Origin of the sequence: Zhongshania sp. (assembly GCF_029212375.1) — a bacterium.
Classification (GTDB): domain Bacteria; phylum Pseudomonadota; class Gammaproteobacteria; order Pseudomonadales; family Spongiibacteraceae; genus Spongiibacter.
On record NZ_JARGNU010000008.1, the window covers coordinates 22,137 to 39,272 of the forward strand.

Genomic DNA, 17,136 nt, shown 5'->3' on the forward strand with positions numbered 1-17,136 from the left:
ATTGGGAGGGCGTCACGGACGCGGGTCGATCTGTGGCGTTAATTTAAAGCCAGATGCAGATTTGCAGATGAAGAGTTTTGCGAAGAGTGACCCATTAATTGCCAGTTTGCGGTACTCGCGGGCCAGGTTTATATGCGAAACAACGGGGGCGTTGTTAGGGCGGGGTGTGGACTGAAACCCCAGTTGGCTGAGGTTTCAGGGTGGTAGGTTTATTTTGCCAGCTTATTAGTCAAGCAGGTCGCCAAGTACATCAGCTAAACCGGGCACGAGGGCTAGTAGTTCCCGCAAGAATGATTCTGGGTCTGCTGGATTAAGCAAATAGGCCAAAGCGTCTAGGGTGTTGCGTAGGGCATCTCCCGTTAAGCCTAGGATACCTTGCAATACGGCTAAAAGGTTTAGCTCTTCGGCAACGGCCGTTAGCAGGTCAACCAGTGTCGTAACGAGCTCTTCGCCGACGTCAGTGAGTGCCTGTAGCAGCTCGGCGAGTGTTTCCACTACGACCACGTTGAGGGTTTCAGAGAGCGCCACCAGTAAATGATTTAGTGTTACCACTAGCGTTTCTCCGGTCTCACCAACGGCATCGAGAAGTACGACAAGGGTATCGATCAAGCTTTCTCCTACTGGCGCGAGCGCCTCTAAGAGTGCGGTGAGCGTAATAACCACGTCTTCGCCTAGTTCATCAAGTAGGTCAACTAGGGTGCTCACTACTGCCTCGCCGCTTGTGCCAATCGCTTGTAGTAGCACTGCCAGCGTGTCTGTCAGACTTTCACCAGTGGCGGCAAGTCCGTCGAGTAGCTGGATTAGCGTGTCGATAGTATTGTCGCCAAGTACGGTTAACAGATTGCCCAGGGCTACAACAAGATCGTCGTCTAGGGCTTCTAGTATTGTTACTAAAGTATCAACCACGCGGTCAGCAGTGCTGGTTAGCGCTTCTAGAAGCTGAACTAAGGTATCTACTAGATTATCTGTGAGCGGATCTACAGCCGCGAGAAGCTGGGCGAGGGTGTCGACCAGATTTTCGCCCAGTGGGTCGAGTAGTTGGATTAAGGTATCAACCAGACTCGCGCCTGTTGTTGTTAGCGCCGCCAGCAAGTCGACTAAGTTCGCTAATAGACTTTCGCCGCTGGTGCTTAGCGCATCCAGCAGCTCGACCAAGGTCTGCACCAAGTCAACTCCTAGCCCGTTGAGCAAGCTGACCAGTGCATCTACTGTGTTCAAGTCTGGTGCCACGGTTTCAAGCAGTGACACCAAGGCAATAACGGGGTCGGCTCCTGGGCTCCATTCTGCCAATAAAGCCAGCAAGGCTTGAGCGGGGTCTTGGCTTTGTTGCAAATAGCTAATCAGGGCTGGCAATGAGGTGGTAGGGTCGCCATCAATACCACCGACCTTTCTCTCGGCGCCAGTGCAGGCCTCATAGACGTAGGCCGCTTCGGTTAAATCGAGGGTGAGTAGATTCGCGTCTACCTTAAACTCGATGCGGTCATAGGGTGCCGAGGTGATAAAACCCAAAAGATATTTGATTTCAGTTCCAATGGTTTTTATTCCCAGTAGCGAGAGTTCAATGCCTTTGGTGATGCCGGCGCTGCCATTTTGCTCGCCGTTAAGATAGGTCGTAACGGTAAAGCTGCGCAGCAAGGACAGGTCTAGCGTGCCGCCCGGTACCCGAATAATAAAGCCAGCGACTTGGCCCGCGGGGATGGCGTTGGGGAAGTTGGCTTGCAGGGTTTGCGAACCGCTGACGTTCAGCAGGCCATCGTCGCCGAGGACTAGGTCCAGCAAGCCTGCCGAGTAGTTCACAATGGCGAAGGAGTCTGGGTCGTTGTCGATAGCATTGTCGGCAGCGATCACTGAGCAGCCGTCAAACAGGGGGTCGGTGAGATCCGTTGCATCGCAGATTAGGCCGCTCTCGATGGCGACTACCGTCGTGCCTGCAGGGCTGCCAGCGTTGCATTCGTAGTTGGTGGCAATACCAAGTACACCGCAAACATCGCCTAGGCCATCACCATTATTGTCGATCTGGGAGGGATTGGGCAGGGGGCAGTTGTCGATATCGTCGGCCACTTCGTCGCCGTCGGCATCGCTGTCGCAGGCATCGCCAAAGCTGTCGCCGTCGTAATTACTCTGGGTCGTATTTGCAACGGTGGGGCAGTTATCAATATTGTCTGCGATGCCGTCGCCATCGAGATCATTTTCGCAGCTATCACCAATACCATCCCCGTCGCTGTCGGCCTGATTGGGGTTGGCAGCCAAGGGACAATTGTCGGCGTTATTGCTGATGCCATCGGCGTCGGCATCGTCGTCACAAACATCGCCTGCACCGTCGCTATCAATATCCAGCTGATTGCTGTTGCTCACTAATGGGCAGTTATCCGCTGCGTCATTAATACCGTCAGCATCACTGTCGTCGCAGAGATCGCCGATGTCGTCGCCATCACTGTCGCTTTGACTGGGGTTGGCAATTGCTGGGCAATTGTCGCCGTCATCATCTAGGCCATCGCCGTCTTGGTCATTATCGCAGGCGTCACCAAGCCCATTGCCGTTGCTGTCGGTTTGGCTAAGATTAGCCACCATCGGACAGTTATCCTCATTATTGGCAACACTGTCGCCGTCAGTATCGCTGTCGCAGGCATCGCCAAAGCCATCGTTGTCAGCATCTTGTTGGCTACTGTTACTATTGATAGGACAGTTGTCGACGGCGTCAACAATGCCGTCTAGATCAGAGTCATCGCAGCTATTGCCGATGCCATCACCGTCGCTGTCTGCTTGATTGGCATTGCTCACCGATGGGCAGTTATCGAGGTTGTCGCTAACCCCGTCGCCGTCCTGATCGGTGGCGCAGGCATCGCCAATCCCGTCGCCATCTGAGTCTAATTGGTCGGGGTTGGCCGTGGCAGGGCAGTTATCGCCGCTATCCATCACGCCATCGTTGTCGCTGTCGTTATCACAGGCGTCGCCGGCGCCATCGCCGTCGCTGTCGAGCTGGTTAGTATTGGCGGTACTAGGGCAGTTGTCGGCGGTGTTAACAATACCGTCGCTGTCGGAATCTTCACAGGCATCGCCGATACCATTGCTATTGCTGTCGGTTTGCTGAGGATTGGCTACCGCTGGGCAGTTATCGACTGCATCGCTTAGGCCATCATTGTCTGAATCGTCGCAGACGTCGCCAATACCGTCGCTGTCAGCATCGCTTTGATTTGGATTTTCAATTGCGGCGCAATTGTCCTCAGGGTCGATGATGCCATCGCTGTCGGAGTCATCGCAGAGATCGCCGATGTTGTCTCCATCCGCGTCAGCTTGATCGACATTTGCCACTGCGGGGCAGTTATCCAATTCGTCGCTAATACCATCATTGTCGATGTCAGTATTGATGACGGGGCTGCCACCGCCGCTCGAACTGCTGCTACCGCCACAGCCCCCGAGTGCGAGGGCGTTAATAATGAGTAAGGCGATAAACGAAAGTCTTAATAACATAGCTGTATCCTCGCTATCTTAATTTAGGTGACCGGTCGATTTCCGGTTTGTGTTTGCGGTTTGAACTCCGCGCTAAGTTAATAATGTTGATCGGCTAGGCCATAGCGCCTTGCCTCAGCATGGGGAGTGCCGCGAAGACTTTTTTTAGTGGTTGTTCCATCCATGGAAATTTCCTTGTGCAGAGACGCCTTGCGATAAGCCGACGAAATTTGTCACCAACATTTATTTAAATATTGGTTTCACTTATGAGAGATAACGAAGCGGATGCAAAAAAGGTTGCACGGTATGCGCAGTAAAATTGCAGAGGCTAGAAAATTGTAAAGTCGATTAAGAAAAGGCCGAGCTCCAAACCGGAGTTAGCTTGGGCATTGTGACGGTGACGGGCTTGCAGGTGGGTTTACGTTTTCTTGCCCAGTAATTGTTACTCTGGTCGCCGATAAGCAAAGCGCCTATTTTGCGTTTGCCAAGCCAAATATAGGCAATCGCACTCTGGTGTCAGCATGTCCGCGCTAATGTCATTTTCGGTCATCAGTCGGCGCTCTAAATCGCGCTGGGTTTCGATTTTGCCGTTGTGACAAATATGTTGAATATCCAACCGATGTTCGGCTAATAAATATTGACCAATAAGCAAGCTGCGGTGGCAAATAGCGGGGTCTTTTTCTGCGCAAAGCAGGCTAATAGTCAACTTTTTGTCAAGGCCGGTGAAGAGTCGTTGAACCCCTTGCTGAAAAAGCGCCGAGCCCTGCAGGCGTTCAAATTGCACTTGGCCGCTATTATTATAGTGGGCGTCGTCTTTTGAGCGAGGGCCTAGCTCCTCGCCTAGATAAACATAGTGGATACCCCGCGCCTTCAAACTGCGGGCGAGGTTTTCACGATGATAGTTGTGGAATACTTTGCTATAAGGAACCGAGCGAACATCGGCAATGGCGTTAATATTTAGAATGTCTAACTGCGCCAGAAATACGTCCAGATCTTTGGTGGCATAGCCGATGGTGTAGAGTTCTGACATGGTATCTCCGAAAAATTGCAGATTAAGCTCTGCAGCTGCAACTATTTGTTGGGATTTTACGTTATTAATAGTAAATGCAGTTATAAAACGGTGGCCACACAATGCCTGCGCAGCACGGACGACTGAAGCTCATACATGAGTAAGGTGATTTCTTTTTTTAAACGGCGCCACTCCACCGCTGACAGCTTTGAGGAGATGATCGCGCCGCACATCGATGCGCTGTACCGGCAGGCTTATCAGTACAGTCGAAACGAAGATGAAGCGGAGGACCTGCTCCAAGAGTTGCTGGTGGAAACCTACCAGCGACAAGACACGTTGCGCGCAGCCCCAGTGCGGCGGGCGTGGCTGAGCCGTTCGCTTTATCATCGCTTTGTTGATCGCTATCGCAAGACGAAGGCCTCGCCGCAGTTTGATGATATTGATACTCCAGCACTGCAGCTCCCTGCGCTGGAGAGTTCGCAGGAAACCCAATACTTGCATGATCAGCTGCGCCAAGAGCTGGATATGTTATCTGCGGAGCAGCGAATGGTTATTTCACTGCACGATATTGAGGGCTACACCCTGAAGGAGCTTTCTGAAACATTGGGGATGCCGCTGGGAACCTTGAAATCGCATCTGCACCGAGGCAGAAAAACATTACAAAAGCGCTTTGATGTGCATCCTTTTGATGAGCCAGCGCGTTATACCGAATAGCAATAGAAAAGCCGTGCGCCAAGAGAGAGCCGGTTTGGAGGCAGCATGATTTGCAGTGACGTTGATGTTTTATTGGATGATTACTTAGATGACGGCGAAAGTGAGAACGCCCGCGTTTTTACTGCTCATGTGGCCACTTGCCGTGCGTGTAGCGCGAGGCTTGAGCGGCATCAGCAATATCTTGCTGTTATGAAGGCGGCTAGGGCGCCGGCGCTGGAAAGCCGCAGAGCCGCCACGATGGTCCGCTTGGCAGCGAGCCAAAGCCGACTGGATCAACAGCGTCACCGCGGTATGTTGTTGAATACGGCACTAGCAGCCTCGCTGGTGGCGATTGCGGTCATCGTGGGCTGGCGTGAATTGCCCCTTGAGCCATCTTTTCCGTCAGCTGTTCAGTCAATGTCGCCGCGTGTGGTTGAGCTAGGGGAGAAATTGCCAAACGCGGCTTATTTGGCCGACGAGTGGGCTTGGCAAAAGAATGTAACGATTGTGATTAATGTGCCGGAAGATATGGAAAACGCCCGCTTGGTGTTCAATTTACCGGCTGACGTCTCCTTGCGAGGCCAAGAGCAGCTCTCGCAAATAGATTGGTCGGTGTCTTTGAAGAAGGGCAGTAATACCATTGTTTTGCCACTTAATGTGGATAGTTTTGCGGAGTTTGCTGGCAGCGTCACGCTGGCGGCTTCGTTAATTTATATAGAAAGTAAAAAGGATTTTGAGCTAGACATTGATCTGGCACCACCTCAGATAAGAGGCCAAGGAGCGATTTTGAAAAACGCGCCTAGGTTTACCCAGTTAGTGAATGAGTTTTGGAGGTTGGTATGAAGCGAGTAGTTGCGGTTGCAGTTTTATTTTCTGCGATGACGAGTATAGGCGCACATGCGCAAGACAACATCGAAGTTAATGACATCACCATGAATGTTATTTCAAGTAACGATATTGAGTTTGAACCCAGCGGTGAACGGGGCAAACTGCGGGATATTGTAACGAGCTATATGCTTGAAAACGGCGATATAACACAGGAACAGTTGGACGCAGCGAGAGCACAGCGTAGAGAAAACTATCAAGAGCTGAAGGCACTAAGAGAAAGTGGCGATCAGGAGGCGCTGCTTGATTTACTGTCGGAATTACGTGACGAACGCTTGGCCGTAAGGGAAGAGTTAAAAGCGTATATTGATAGCCACGATGATCTTGCCGAAGCGCTAAAAGAACAGCGGGAAGCGGTTCGAGAGCAGCGCAGAGATAATCGTTTAGGCCCTCTGCGTTGATCATGCTTAAGCTGGAATAAAGACATCAGATTCTGAGGTGCTTGCGCAAACCACGAAAGTGCGTTTGCGCTTTTTTGCGTTAGTTTTATTAAGCGCAAGCTGGAATGGAGAAAACTATTGAAACGGATCTTGTCGCCGGTGTTGCTTCGGCAGTGCCTTGTTTTGTTTGCCGTTCTCTGTTGCAGCGGAATTTCTTTTGGGGATGACAGCACGCCAGAGGCGGCGTTGTCAGATCAAGCCGCAGCGGCGTTTGCCTCAGGTCATTATCAGCACGCTCTCAGCTTATACCGGCAAATTGACAAGAGCGCGCCGAGTGTTGGTACCACTTACAATCTTGCTGTTTGCTATTACAAACTCAAAGATTGGCGGCGTGCGAAAAGTCTGTTTGCAAAACTTCATCAACAAAACCCCAGCTCAGAGCTGGTGCGGCTTAATTTAGCCTTGACCGAAGCGAAGCTTGGCAATTTAACTGCAGCCCAAAACCACCTTTATGTGCTTGCCAGCGCGTCGGAGTCGGATGCAATTGCGATGTTGGCGTACCGAAACTATTTGCAAATTGAAGCGCAGATAAAAGGGCAAGTATTCCCAGCAGAAATCGCTGCCGATGGTTGGCTGCTAAATGCCGGCTTGGGATATGGTAGCAACGACAATATTGTTACCCTGACGGATGACACCGCTAGTCAGGCAAGCGATACCTTCACCGAAGCCAATTTTTCCGTGGCCCGTTACAGCTCACCAGATTTCGACCACAATTGGGCCTTTGATGTTGGGGTATACCGCTCCCAATTTGATCAGGCATCAGACTACGATGTCGATGTTGCGTCGCTTGGCCTCTTAAAACATTTGTCGCCTGTAAAAAGGCAGCGCCTGCAGCTAGGTCTTCGGGTAGATCAGTCTGCTATTGGTGGCGAGGCCTATTTATTGTCTTCTAGTGTTGAGCTGCTAAACGAACACCGATTCAATAAAGCGAGCAGGCTAAAATATGGCGTCCGTTACAGTCACGCCGCTGAGCGAAATCGAGAATACCAAGCTTATGCCGGTAACACCGTGCGGCTCGATCTCAAGCTATTAAAACATGTCGCGGGCCATCGCTGGGAGCTGGGCTATCGCTACGAGAGTGAAGACAAAAATGATGCTCAGGGTGAGCCAATGCTCCTTGCGACGACGACGTTTACGAGCTACTCCGCTGTTCGTCACTCCATAATCGCGCAGTGGTCGTACCACCGTGGTGATTGGCGTTTCGCGACCAAGGGCCGCTATCGCGACAGCCGCTATCGCGATGCCCATATATTCGGCGATGGCAGCACCGAGCTTAGGGACGACACGCGTACAGTCGTGGAAATTAATATTGCCCGACGTGTTTCTGAAAACTTTTCCTTGGAGCTATCGTGGGAGTCCTTAAAAAATAGCTCCAGCATTAAAGATTATGACTATAGCCAGAATATCGTGTTGTTCGGGGTAGTGTGGCAAAACTAATTAGCGCTCGTTTAGGTTCTCGCGCGACGGCGGCAGAATAACAAGGCCACGGCTGGCGGCATTAAGCAGTGCACCTGTTGGGCGCCCTGCCAGTCAATTTCCAGAATCACATCGTCGCCACGGGCCAGCCCTGATTCTACCCACGCTTGCGAAGTACCGTAGAAATTATCAAATACTTGGGCGAGCTCTAAAAAGCCCAAATCCCCCAACTTTTGTTGAAACACCTCGTGGCGAACAAAGTGGTAGTTGGCCGCAACCTATTCACTAGGCCGCGTCGGCCTAGTTGTGTGCGAGATCGACACACCGAGCTGGGCAGTGCTTTGCAGTAGAATCATTATTCAAAACGGTTGAAGGCCGGAAAATTGCGCTATCTGAACGAGTTACGCCTAATTTGGCGTTTACGGAATGGCTCGTTTTCGAACGCAAACTGGGACAATATTCCCGCTTTAATCGCCCATATGGGAATATAGTCCCATAAAAATAATAAGATAGTTGTGTGGCTATAGATATAGGACTATATTCCCATTAATGGATTAAAACTGGGAATACAGTCCGGTAGGGTGGTGGTATGGCAAGGCGAGATTTACACAATGTGTTGTTTCCCAAGCAGCGCAAAATTCTCACGCATTTTGGCGAGGATTTGTTGTTAGCCATGAAGCGTCGCGGCTTTACTAAAAAGATGCTGTGCGAGCGAACAGGGTTTGATCATAAAACGATAAACAAGGCCTTCGCGGGCGATCCAGGTGTTGCCATAGGCACGTATTTAAAAATCATGGCAGTGCTGGGAATGGAGAACAACTTTGCTGAAATGGCTGCTCACGACGAGGTAGGTATTAAGTTGCAAAACATCAAGCTGCTGGAAGGCTCAAAATGAGCCGTGAAGTGGTGGGAGTGTATGCAGGCTGGCACCCTATTGAAGAGCCCTTATTACTAGGCCATCTTGCCTATAGCGACTCAAGTCGTGGCGGTGTCTTTAGTTTTTCGTATGACAAGGCATTTTTAACGTCGCCCTACCGCCTGCAAATTGACCCCATGCTGACCCTGCACGCAGGTGAACTCTACAATGACGAAGCAAATAAAAATTTCCGTGCTTTTTAGACTCATCACCAGATCGCTGGGGTCGCATTTTGATGCAGCGCCGTGCCGCCATTGAAGCGCGTAAGGGGATTCGGGCGAATAGTCGGCTGACGGAACTTGATTACTTACTTGGCGTACATGACGCCTACCGAATTCTGTATCTGCTCATTGAGTAGCGGCCTAGACCTTAACAAACTCAATAAGTTATCGAAAAGAAACCGTTCAAAAATGCCTGTTTGCCCACCAAACTGCCCAGCACTTGCCTATGGCTTTTACTAAAACTTAGTGGTGAGTAATGGAAAAACAGTGCCGTTTACATGCTGATGTTAGGGTTAAAAAATAGCGGTTTTGAAAGGTTTTATCGAGTAAATTTTCAATACCTTTTCTGTTTGTGGATATAATAGTATCCATTTTTGGCTTTTTATCACTATAATGGACATAACTGTATCTAATGAGTTGTTTCGGATGAATTTCACCTTACTTGATGATACCGATGTGAGCCAAGCCTATGCTGCTTATTTGCGTGAGTTACGCCAACGCGCGAAACTGTCACGAGCGGCATTGGCAGAGCGAAGCTGTGTACCTGCGGCCACCATTAAGAAGTTTGAGTTGACTGGGCAAATTTCATTTCGCCAATTGCTGTTGCTTTGGCAGACACTTGATTCGCTAGACAGGCTCTATCAACTCACACAACCTAGCAAAGAACGCACTGCTATGCCCACTAGCATTGATGAGGTGCTAAAAGATGCGTTTTAAACCCATTCAAAAACTCACCGTAACCCGTACGTTAAGCTCAGGTGAGCAGATAGCTGTTGGGGTCTTGGCCCAGAATCGGCAAGGTGTTTTTTTTCAGTATGCAGACAGCTATTTGCAGCAGTTTGGCAATTTATCGCCTTTTACTTTACACGCTAATACGCAAGTTCAAGCGGCACTTAAAGAGCCGCACCGAGGTGTGCATGGCGTATTTGGGGATTGTTTGCCCGATGGTTGGGGCATGCTGTTGCAAGATCGTATTTTCCGGCAAAAAGGCATTCTACCCAATCAATTAACAGCGATGGATAGGCTGGCTTTTGTCGGTGATAAAGGCATGGGAGCGCTCTCTTTTTCTCCGGTGTCTGAGTTTTCATTCGCGACGCAGGCTGACGTTGATTTAGCTGCGTTGGGCTTAGAAGCGCAAACGCTATTCGATGCTTCAATGCCAGATTATATGGATAGCAACCACGATGATTTAGATGGGCATACTCAACACGTGTTGGCCGCGCTAGTCGCTGGGGGTAGTTCGGGTGGAGCAAGACCAAAGGCGCAGATTTATATGCCTGCTGGGGAAACTCAGCATTGTCGAACCTTTGCTCAATCCGGTGATGAAGCTTGGCTAATCAAGTTTACCTCGAAAAATCTAGCGCTCGGGCATGAAGAAGGTTTGTGTGAGGCTGTCTATTTGCAAATGGCCGAGCAGGCAAAGTGTCAACCCCCGCTCTGGCAGCTCATTGAAGCGCCGCATACAAGCGGTGCGCCTGCGTGGTTAGCACTCAAGCGTTTTGATTATGTCGTTGAAGAGACCGATTTAGTTAGTAAGCACAACACAGGCCGCTTGCATATGCACAGCGCCTGCGGTCTGCTAGATGCAGATTTCCGAACGCCAAGTTTAGACTATATTGATTTGATCAAAGCCAGTCGTCAGCTGTGTAAATCCCCAGCCGCTGGGCAGCTGCAGTTTCGCCGTGCCATTTTTAACCTACTGTCGTCTAACCAAGACGATCACAGTAAAAACTGGGCTTTTTTGCAAGCGGATGACGGCCAGTGGCAGCCCGCGCCCTTTTACGATGTCACTTATAGTCCGCATCCATTTAACGAACACGCCACCGCATTTGGCGGTTATGGTAAAGCTCCGACGATAAAGGTGATGCAAAAACTTGCAGCAAGTGCAGGCTATAGGAATTGGCATGATGCAAGGCAAGTTATTGAAGAAGTCGCAGAAGCACTCAGCCAATTTACTTATCTTGCACAGCAACTAGGGATCAGTAAAACGACAGTGTCTGCGATTGCTAAGACATTGGATCAGCGCAAACAGGAAAATGCAGCGCTTTTTCAATGAAGATAAAACAAACATTAACAAATCTCGATCGGGTCGACATATCAAGACTCAATCCATACGACTCACCGAAACCGAGTTTTGAGTAGGAAAACTCAAAGTAGTACACCATCCCTTGGGCTTTTGGGGCAGTATGTAGTTGGTAGCGGACATCTGCAAACCGATTTGGACGGGAAAAATAAAAAAGCCCTGTATTTACAAGCAAGTAACAGGGCTTCGAAGACATTCTTGGACGGGTAAAAAAACTATTCGATGTTTTGAATTTGCTCCCGCATTTGTTCAATCAACACCTTTAACTCTACGGCAGCCTGTGTGCTTTCTGATACCACGGCTTTGGACGACAGGGTATTGGCTTCGCGGTTTAGCTCTTGCATTAAAAAGTCTAGGCGGCGGCCGCTGGCGCCGCCTTTGCTTAGCACGCGGCGCACTTCTTTAACGTGGGTGTCGAGGCGGTCGAGCTCTTCGTCTACATCGGCCTTTTGGGCGATTAGGGCAATTTCGGTTTCTAGGCGGTCTGGGTCGAGTTCTACTTGCAGCTCGGCTAGGCGCTGTTGGAGCTTTTCGCGCTGGGCAACAACGATACTGGGCATTTTGCCGCGAATATCGGCGACGATGGTGCTGATGCTGTCGAGACGCTGGGTGATTAGCGCTGCCAGAGCTTGGCCTTCGCGCTCGCGATGGGCGATGTGTTCGGCAAGGGCTTGCTGAAAACCATCGAGCAGTTGGCCGCTAATGGCGTCGCCGTCGACACTTTGGGGTTCGAGCACCCCTGGCCAGCGCAATAATTCAAAAACGTTGATGGGCGCGGCGTGGGCGATATCAGATTTGAGTTTGTTAGCGGCGTCCAGTATTTGCTTGGCGAGCACATTATTGAGTTGCAGTTCTTGCTGTTGGTTGTGCAGTTGGACCTTGAGGGCGCACTCAACTTTGCCGCGTTGTAGGCTTTTGCGCAGGGCGTCGCGAAGGCTGGGTTCTAAATTGCGCCAGCTCTCTGGTAATTTGAAAGACAGTTCCAAGTAGCGGTGATTGACCGAGCGCAGCTCCCAAGTGGCGCTGCCCCAGGGGTAGTCAGATTGCTGGTGGGCAAATGCGGTCATGCTGCTGGTAGTCAATGTCTTCCCCTGCGAATAAATTAGAGGGTTTATTCTAAACTCTTTATTGCTGTTCTTCAGTACTGATTTGATTTTGGGTTTGGACTCGTCGCGATGGATGCTTGGGGGTGGGCTTGGATGACAGGTATAATTCGCGCCACACTTTATATTGCCAATGGAAAATGATGATGACACGACCCAGCGAGCGCGCCAGTGATGAAAAACGTCAGGTAACAATTACCCGCAATTACACCTGTCACGCCGAGGGTTCGGTATTGATTGAAATGGGAAATACCAAAGTAATTTGCACCGCGTCGGTACAAAACAGCGTACCGGGCTTTTTGCGTGGTTCAGGTCAGGGCTGGGTGACCGCGGAATACGGCATGCTGCCGCGCTCGACGGGCAGCCGCATGGACCGCGAGGCGGCGCGGGGCAAGCAGAGTGGTCGCACCCAAGAGATTCAGCGCCTGATTGGTCGCTCATTGCGCGCATCCATTGATTTAACGATGCTGGGCGAGAATACGATTTACTTGGATTGTGACGTAATTCAAGCCGACGGTGGCACGCGCACCGCGTCGATTACTGGTGCGTATGTGGCGCTGGCGGATGCAATTGCCAGCCTACAGAAGAAGGGTTTGGTTACTGGTAATCCGCTACAGCAGCAAGTTGCCGCGATTTCGGTCGGGGTATACAAAGGTGTGCCGGTGCTGGATTTGGATTACGCCGAGGACTCCAATGCCGAAACCGATATGAATGTGGTGATGGACGATAAGGGCGGTGTTATTGAAGTGCAGGGCACCGCAGAGGGCGCCACGTTTAGCCGCGCTGAAATGAATGCGATGATGGATTTAGCCGAGAAAGGTATTGCTGAGTTAATCGAGGCGCAGCGCGCGGCGCTGGCCTGAGTGGCGCAGAGAGCCCTTAGAAGGGGCTCTCTGGCAATTCAAAGTCGTAATCCATAATAACGGGGGCGTGCTTGCCAAATTGCTGCACCTTGTAAATGGCGCCGTATTCAACGCGTGGCGTCATGTGCTCGGAGGTGATTTGGTAGTCTACCCGCCAGCCGTTCTCACCTGGTTCGCCGTCTGGCCACCAGCTAAACTCGTCGGGATCGTTATTGATTAGGCGAAACGCATCGGCGTACTGCTGTTCTCTGAACAGGCGGTCCATCCATTGTTGTTCTTCGGCCAAACTGCCGGGTTTGCCGTGGTTGCCGCGAATATCCTGAATATCAATGCCGCGATGGGCAATGTTCCAGTTGCCGCAAATAATGAAATCGCGGCGTTTGTTGCGCACTTTGGTCAGGTGGTTGCCAAACTGTTCAAAGAATTGGTTTTTGCGGATTAAGCCGGCGCTGTCACCTTCTTCTGCGCTGGGCGCGAGTAGGCTGCCAATACTGATATTGTCAAAGTCGGCCTGAATATAGAGACCGTCCATATCAAAATCTAAAAACCCCAAACCGGTCATGATGGCCTTGGGCAATTTGCGGCAGTAAATGGCCACGCCATTGTGCTTGCCGTCGGCGGCATCGAAGAAATAGGGATTGTAGTCGCGTGGGAAATACACATCGTCGCGAAGTTTGTATTCGGCGATGCCCAAGTTCTGAATGCAGATAATATCGGCATCCTGCTTGGTGACCCAGTCGAAGAAGCCTTTTTTTGCAGCATCTACAATGCTGTCAGCGCAAAAGCTGATGATTCTCATGTGTTTCCTATCGTGTCGATAACGAGGCCGTGGTGACCAAGCTTTTAGCGTAGCGCTAAGAACTTATAGCGAGTAAATACGCCAAACCTTAATGCAAAAGTGGCGTTCAGCAATAGAGTGGCTGATTTTTCGATATAAACAAGGCGTTAGACTACAATGAAACCTTATTGACAACAATCGCGGCAAGAAATATCTGTTAAAAAACACTGGATTGATCACGCTTGTTGAGATATTTCCGAGCAAAACGTGTCATAGGTGAGCTTTTTTCAGGAGCTGGGTAAAATGGGTGTCTATATTTTAATCTCTTTGGCTATTGGACGTATAAATGAGCATTAAGCATTATCAGCAGCAATTCATTCAGCAGGCAATCAAAAGCGAAGCGCTGTGTTTTGGTGAGTTCACCCTTAAATCTGGTCGCGTTAGCCCCTATTTTTTCAATGCTGGCCGGTTTTGCAGTGGCGCGGCGCTGGCGGCGCTGGGCCGTTGCTATGCTGATGCGATTGTTGCCTCTGGCGTGCAGTTTGATGTGCTGTTTGGCCCCGCGTATAAGGGTATTTCACTGGCGGCGGTGACGGCCTGTGCGCTGGCTGAGCATCATCAGCGAGATGTGCCCTATGTGTATAACCGCAAAGAAAAGAAAGATCACGGCGAGGGTGGCACTTTGGTGGGTGCGCCGCTAAGTGGTCGGGTATTGATTATTGATGATGTGATCACTGCCGGCACCGCTATTCGCGAAGCCATTGCCATGATTACCGCCGAGGGCGCTGCGGTGGCGGGGGTGGCAATTGGCCTAGACCGCCAAGAGCGTGGCCAAGGCGAGCGCTCGGCTATTCAGGAGCTAGAGCAGGACGCCAATTTGGCCGTGGTAAGCATTGTTGGTTTAAACGATATTGTGGCTTACTTGTCGGAATCTGCGGGTGACGATGCGCTGGTTACACGTATCAATGCGTATCGTGAGCGCTATGGCGTTGCGATATAACTGCAGTAATAAGTGCATTAGTGCTCAATGGGGAGATAGTTTTACTGTGATCGCTGCTCGGGTTTTATTGCCGCTAGTTTTGTGCTGGTCTGGCCTGTTTGCGATTCAGGCTAATGCCCAGAGCATTTACTATCGCTATCCAGGCCCCAATGGCACGGTGGTTATCGACAGCAGCGTGCCCCCCAGCGCGGTTCCTCGTGGCTACGACATTATTCGCTTAGATGGCACGGTGGTTAAAACTGTTGCGCCAAGAATGAGCGACGAGGAGCGCAAAGCCCGCGAGTTGGAGTTTGGCGTTGAAGAAGCGCGGGCTGCCGCCGACGAGAAAACCCGTAAATGGGATGAATCTTTGCTGCTCCGTTATAGCAATGTGCAGGATATCGATGTCGCCAAAAAGCGTGCGATAAATGATATTAAAGTGCGGATTTCGATTCTTAAAAGCAATCTTTCGGTCATTAAGCAGCAGGTGTATAGCAACCAAGCGGAGGCGGCTGAATTAGAGCGCCGAGGGCTTGCGGTGCCGAGTGAGCTAAGCGATACCTTGGCGTCGTTGCGGCGGGAAATTACCACCACGGAACAGCATATTACGTCTCGCCAAGAAGAGCTTGAAGAGGTTGCTAATAACTACGAGCGGGATAAGCGTCGCTTTGCCGATCTGCAGGACCAGGTTGATCTACGGCGGCATTATTACGCCAAACCCAAAAAATAAACTCAGCGCGCTGAAATTGGCGGCTAGCGGAACATTATTTCACTGAGCAGTTGCCATTGCTCGTCCCAGCCTTCGGTAGGCTGGCGCTTAAAGTCGCTGCGCACAAATTGACCAATTCGGCCCTCGGCAGCGGCAATCAGCAAATTAGCAGTGCTGTTGACGGTAATGCGGGTGCGAAGCCCTTCGCGCAGTTCGGCCTCGCGCAAAATTTGTTTGAGCTGGGTTTCTAGGCGGTCGTAAAATTGCGCGACCCTGCCGCGCAGGCGCTCATTCTCGCCGGCCAGCGCGTCGCCGTTAAATATTCGGGTAATGCCTGGATTGCGCTCGGTGAAGGTCAGCAGCAACTGCAGGATCTTGGCTATTTGCGCAAGCGCCTGAGTTTCTTCGCCAAGAATCAGAGTGACACGGCTGAATATGGCGTCTTCCACAAACTCGATTAATCCCTCGAACATCTTGGCCTTGCTCGGGAAATGCCGGTACAGCGCCGCCTCCGACACCCCCACTTGCGCCGCTAATTTAGCGGTGGTAATGCGGGTGCCTGGTTGGCTTTCGAGCATGGTGGCCAATGCTTGCAGAATTTCTTCGCGTCGTGAAGGACGTTTATTCATACGGTATAGATAACCTTGTGGTGCTGAGCTTAGTGCTAATGAATTTAGTCGAGCAATTTTTGGGTGTTGGTAATCAGGGTGCCAACACCGGTATTGGTGAAAATTTCCAACAACACGGCGTGGGGCACGCGACCGTCGATGATGTGGGCGCTGGTGACGCCGGCATTAACGGCAGAAAGTGCGCAGCCAATTTTAGGCAGCATACCGCCGTAAATGGTGCCGTCGGCAATCAGGGCGTCTACTTGTTCGGTGGTCAAGCCGGTTAACACCTTGCCTGATTTGTCCATCAGGCCTTCAATATTGGTGAGCAGCATCAGTTTCTCGGCCTTGAGTACTTCGGCGACTTTGCCGGCAACTAAGTCGGCGTTAATGTTGTAAGACGCGCCATCTGCACCTACGCCAATGGGCGCAATGACTGGAATAAAGTCGCTGTTAACCAGCATATCCAATACTTCGGTGTTGATCGCCTCAACTTCGCCAACATGGCCAATGTCGATGATCTCGGTTTTTGCCAAGTCTGGCGTGCGCTGGGTAACCACAAGCTTTTTGGCGCGAATAAGCTGGCCGTCTTTGCCGGTTAGGCCAATTGCTTTGCCGCCATTGCGGTTGAGCAGCGACACAATCTCTTTGTTCACCGAACCGCCCAATACCATTTCAACCACGTCCATGGTGGCGGTGTCGGTAACGCGCATGCCGTCAACAAAATGCGATTCAATCGCTAGGCGCTTGAGTAGGTCGCCGATTTGCGGGCCGCCGCCGTGAACCACAATCGGGTTCATGCCAACCAGCTTCATGAGCACGATGTCGCGAGCAAATTGCTCTTTGAGTTTGTCGTCGATCATGGCGTTGCCGCCAAATTTAACCACAATGGTTTTGTTGGTGAAGCGCTGAATATAGGGAAGGGCTTCGGTTAGTACGCGGGCAACATCCCCAGCGGCGGTACGACTCATAGACATGGTGGG

At 51.0% G+C, this 17,136-nt stretch carries 19 protein-coding genes; 12 read left to right on the top strand and 7 right to left on the bottom strand.

Annotation, left to right across the window (positions count from 1 at the left end; genetic code table 11):
* Nucleotides 1-225: 225 nt before the first annotated feature.
* The gene (locus P1U47_RS09915) at nt 226-3,471 is read right to left on the bottom strand and encodes a thrombospondin type 3 repeat-containing protein (protein ID WP_301028659.1); all 3,246 of its coding nucleotides are present in this window, start codon (nt 3,469-3,471) and stop codon (nt 226-228) included.
* A gap of 421 nt (nt 3,472-3,892) precedes the next feature.
* Complete coding sequence (locus P1U47_RS09920; protein ID WP_301028660.1) at nt 3,893-4,480, bottom strand: DUF488 family protein; 588 nt, start codon at nt 4,478-4,480, stop codon at nt 3,893-3,895.
* Nucleotides 4,481-4,615: 135 nt separating this feature from the next.
* On the opposite strand from P1U47_RS09920, the gene P1U47_RS09925 reads away from it, so the two are divergent.
* From P1U47_RS09925 to P1U47_RS09940, 4 genes are all read left to right on the top strand, one after another.
* A complete protein-coding gene (locus tag P1U47_RS09925; protein WP_301028661.1) occupies nt 4,616-5,173 on the top strand; it encodes a sigma-70 family RNA polymerase sigma factor in 558 nt (185 codons plus the stop codon).
* 45 nt (nt 5,174-5,218) lie between these two features.
* Nucleotides 5,219-5,995, top strand: coding sequence for a hypothetical protein (locus P1U47_RS09930; protein ID WP_301028663.1), 777 nt, complete (start codon nt 5,219-5,221; stop codon nt 5,993-5,995).
* A complete protein-coding gene (locus P1U47_RS09935; protein WP_301028664.1) occupies nt 5,992-6,438 on the top strand; it encodes a hypothetical protein in 447 nt (148 codons plus the stop codon). Before P1U47_RS09930 ends, P1U47_RS09935 begins: the two co-directional genes overlap by 4 nt.
* A 117-nt stretch (nt 6,439-6,555) precedes the next feature.
* Nucleotides 6,556-7,914: a tetratricopeptide repeat protein gene (locus P1U47_RS09940; RefSeq protein ID WP_301028665.1), complete on the top strand. Its 1,359-nt coding sequence runs from the start codon at nt 6,556-6,558 to the stop codon at nt 7,912-7,914.
* A gap of 11 nt (nt 7,915-7,925) precedes the next feature.
* On the opposite strand, the gene P1U47_RS09945 is transcribed toward P1U47_RS09940, so the two are convergent.
* Nucleotides 7,926-8,138 carry a hypothetical protein gene (locus P1U47_RS09945; protein WP_301028666.1) on the bottom strand — a complete coding sequence of 71 codons (213 nt, stop codon included), beginning with the start codon at nt 8,136-8,138 and terminating at the stop codon, nt 7,926-7,928.
* Between the two features lie 344 nt (nt 8,139-8,482).
* Here P1U47_RS09945 and P1U47_RS09950 point away from each other — a divergent pair, with 344 nt between their 5' ends.
* From P1U47_RS09950 to P1U47_RS09970, 5 genes are all read left to right on the top strand, one after another.
* Nucleotides 8,483-8,788, top strand: a complete 306-nt coding sequence (locus tag P1U47_RS09950) for a helix-turn-helix domain-containing protein (protein WP_301028667.1) — start codon at nt 8,483-8,485, stop codon at nt 8,786-8,788.
* The gene (locus P1U47_RS09955) at nt 8,785-9,012 is read left to right on the top strand and encodes a hypothetical protein (protein ID WP_301028668.1); all 228 of its coding nucleotides are present in this window, start codon (nt 8,785-8,787) and stop codon (nt 9,010-9,012) included. The genes P1U47_RS09950 and P1U47_RS09955 overlap by 4 nt, the downstream gene beginning before the upstream one ends.
* Before the next feature lie 32 nt (nt 9,013-9,044).
* Nucleotides 9,045-9,167 carry a hypothetical protein gene (locus P1U47_RS09960; RefSeq protein WP_301028669.1) on the top strand — a complete coding sequence of 41 codons (123 nt, stop codon included), beginning with the start codon at nt 9,045-9,047 and terminating at the stop codon, nt 9,165-9,167.
* 289 nt (nt 9,168-9,456) lie between these two features.
* Complete coding sequence (locus P1U47_RS09965; protein ID WP_301028670.1) at nt 9,457-9,747, top strand: helix-turn-helix transcriptional regulator; 291 nt, start codon at nt 9,457-9,459, stop codon at nt 9,745-9,747.
* Nucleotides 9,737-11,086, top strand: a complete 1,350-nt coding sequence (locus P1U47_RS09970; protein WP_301028672.1) for a type II toxin-antitoxin system HipA family toxin — start codon at nt 9,737-9,739, stop codon at nt 11,084-11,086. Before P1U47_RS09965 ends, P1U47_RS09970 begins: the two co-directional genes overlap by 11 nt.
* Nucleotides 11,087-11,328: 242 nt before the next feature.
* Here the strand turns inward: P1U47_RS09970 and P1U47_RS09975 are convergent, their stop codons facing one another.
* Nucleotides 11,329-12,180: a YicC/YloC family endoribonuclease gene (locus tag P1U47_RS09975; protein ID WP_301028830.1), complete on the bottom strand. Its 852-nt coding sequence runs from the start codon at nt 12,178-12,180 to the stop codon at nt 11,329-11,331.
* Nucleotides 12,181-12,362: 182 nt separating this feature from the next.
* Here P1U47_RS09975 and rph point away from each other — a divergent pair, with 182 nt between their 5' ends.
* On the top strand, nt 12,363-13,079 hold the full coding sequence (gene rph / locus P1U47_RS09980; protein WP_301028673.1) for a ribonuclease PH: 717 nt from the start codon (nt 12,363-12,365) through the stop codon (nt 13,077-13,079).
* A 16-nt stretch (nt 13,080-13,095) separates the two neighbouring features.
* Here rph and P1U47_RS09985 read toward each other — a convergent pair whose 3' ends face one another.
* Nucleotides 13,096-13,878 (bottom strand): exodeoxyribonuclease III, encoded by a 783-nt coding sequence (locus P1U47_RS09985; protein ID WP_301028675.1) that lies wholly within the window; start codon nt 13,876-13,878, stop codon nt 13,096-13,098.
* A 325-nt stretch (nt 13,879-14,203) separates the two neighbouring features.
* Here P1U47_RS09985 and pyrE point away from each other — a divergent pair, with 325 nt between their 5' ends.
* A complete protein-coding gene (pyrE, locus tag P1U47_RS09990) occupies nt 14,204-14,857 on the top strand; it encodes an orotate phosphoribosyltransferase (RefSeq protein WP_301028676.1) in 654 nt (217 codons plus the stop codon).
* Between the two features lie 46 nt (nt 14,858-14,903).
* Nucleotides 14,904-15,566: a hypothetical protein gene (locus P1U47_RS09995; RefSeq protein WP_301028677.1), complete on the top strand. Its 663-nt coding sequence runs from the start codon at nt 14,904-14,906 to the stop codon at nt 15,564-15,566.
* Between the two features lie 23 nt (nt 15,567-15,589).
* Here P1U47_RS09995 and slmA read toward each other — a convergent pair whose 3' ends face one another.
* Together slmA and argB are read right to left on the bottom strand one after the other, a co-directional pair.
* Nucleotides 15,590-16,174, bottom strand: a complete 585-nt coding sequence (gene slmA / locus P1U47_RS10000; RefSeq protein WP_301028678.1) for a nucleoid occlusion factor SlmA — start codon at nt 16,172-16,174, stop codon at nt 15,590-15,592.
* 44 nt (nt 16,175-16,218) lie between these two features.
* Complete coding sequence (argB, locus tag P1U47_RS10005; protein WP_301028679.1) at nt 16,219-17,130, bottom strand: acetylglutamate kinase; 912 nt, start codon at nt 17,128-17,130, stop codon at nt 16,219-16,221.
* Nucleotides 17,131-17,136: the final 6 nt, after the last annotated feature.

Bases quoted from the DNA above. Each gene is read 5' to 3' on its own strand.
- P1U47_RS09915 (WP_301028659.1), bottom strand. From the start codon at position 3,471: ATGTTATTAAGACTTTCGTTTATCGCCTTACTCATTATTAACGCCCTC.
- P1U47_RS09920 (WP_301028660.1), bottom strand. From the start codon at position 4,480: ATGTCAGAACTCTACACCATCGGCTATGCCACCAAAGATCTGGACGTA.
- P1U47_RS09925 (WP_301028661.1), top strand. From the start codon at position 4,616: ATGAGTAAGGTGATTTCTTTTTTTAAACGGCGCCACTCCACCGCTGAC.
- P1U47_RS09930 (WP_301028663.1), top strand. From the start codon at position 5,219: ATGATTTGCAGTGACGTTGATGTTTTATTGGATGATTACTTAGATGAC.
- P1U47_RS09935 (WP_301028664.1), top strand. From the start codon at position 5,992: ATGAAGCGAGTAGTTGCGGTTGCAGTTTTATTTTCTGCGATGACGAGT.
- P1U47_RS09950 (WP_301028667.1), top strand. From the start codon at position 8,483: ATGGCAAGGCGAGATTTACACAATGTGTTGTTTCCCAAGCAGCGCAAA.
- P1U47_RS09955 (WP_301028668.1), top strand. From the start codon at position 8,785: ATGAGCCGTGAAGTGGTGGGAGTGTATGCAGGCTGGCACCCTATTGAA.
- P1U47_RS09960 (WP_301028669.1), top strand. From the start codon at position 9,045: ATGCAGCGCCGTGCCGCCATTGAAGCGCGTAAGGGGATTCGGGCGAAT.
- P1U47_RS09965 (WP_301028670.1), top strand. From the start codon at position 9,457: ATGAATTTCACCTTACTTGATGATACCGATGTGAGCCAAGCCTATGCT.
- P1U47_RS09970 (WP_301028672.1), top strand. From the start codon at position 9,737: ATGCGTTTTAAACCCATTCAAAAACTCACCGTAACCCGTACGTTAAGC.
- P1U47_RS09975 (WP_301028830.1), bottom strand. From the start codon at position 12,180: ATGACCGCATTTGCCCACCAGCAATCTGACTACCCCTGGGGCAGCGCC.
- rph (WP_301028673.1), top strand. From the start codon at position 12,363: ATGACACGACCCAGCGAGCGCGCCAGTGATGAAAAACGTCAGGTAACA.
- P1U47_RS09985 (WP_301028675.1), bottom strand. From the start codon at position 13,878: ATGAGAATCATCAGCTTTTGCGCTGACAGCATTGTAGATGCTGCAAAA.
- pyrE (WP_301028676.1), top strand. From the start codon at position 14,204: ATGAGCATTAAGCATTATCAGCAGCAATTCATTCAGCAGGCAATCAAA.
- slmA (WP_301028678.1), bottom strand. From the start codon at position 16,174: ATGAATAAACGTCCTTCACGACGCGAAGAAATTCTGCAAGCATTGGCC.
- argB (WP_301028679.1), bottom strand. From the start codon at position 17,130: ATGTCTATGAGTCGTACCGCCGCTGGGGATGTTGCCCGCGTACTAACC.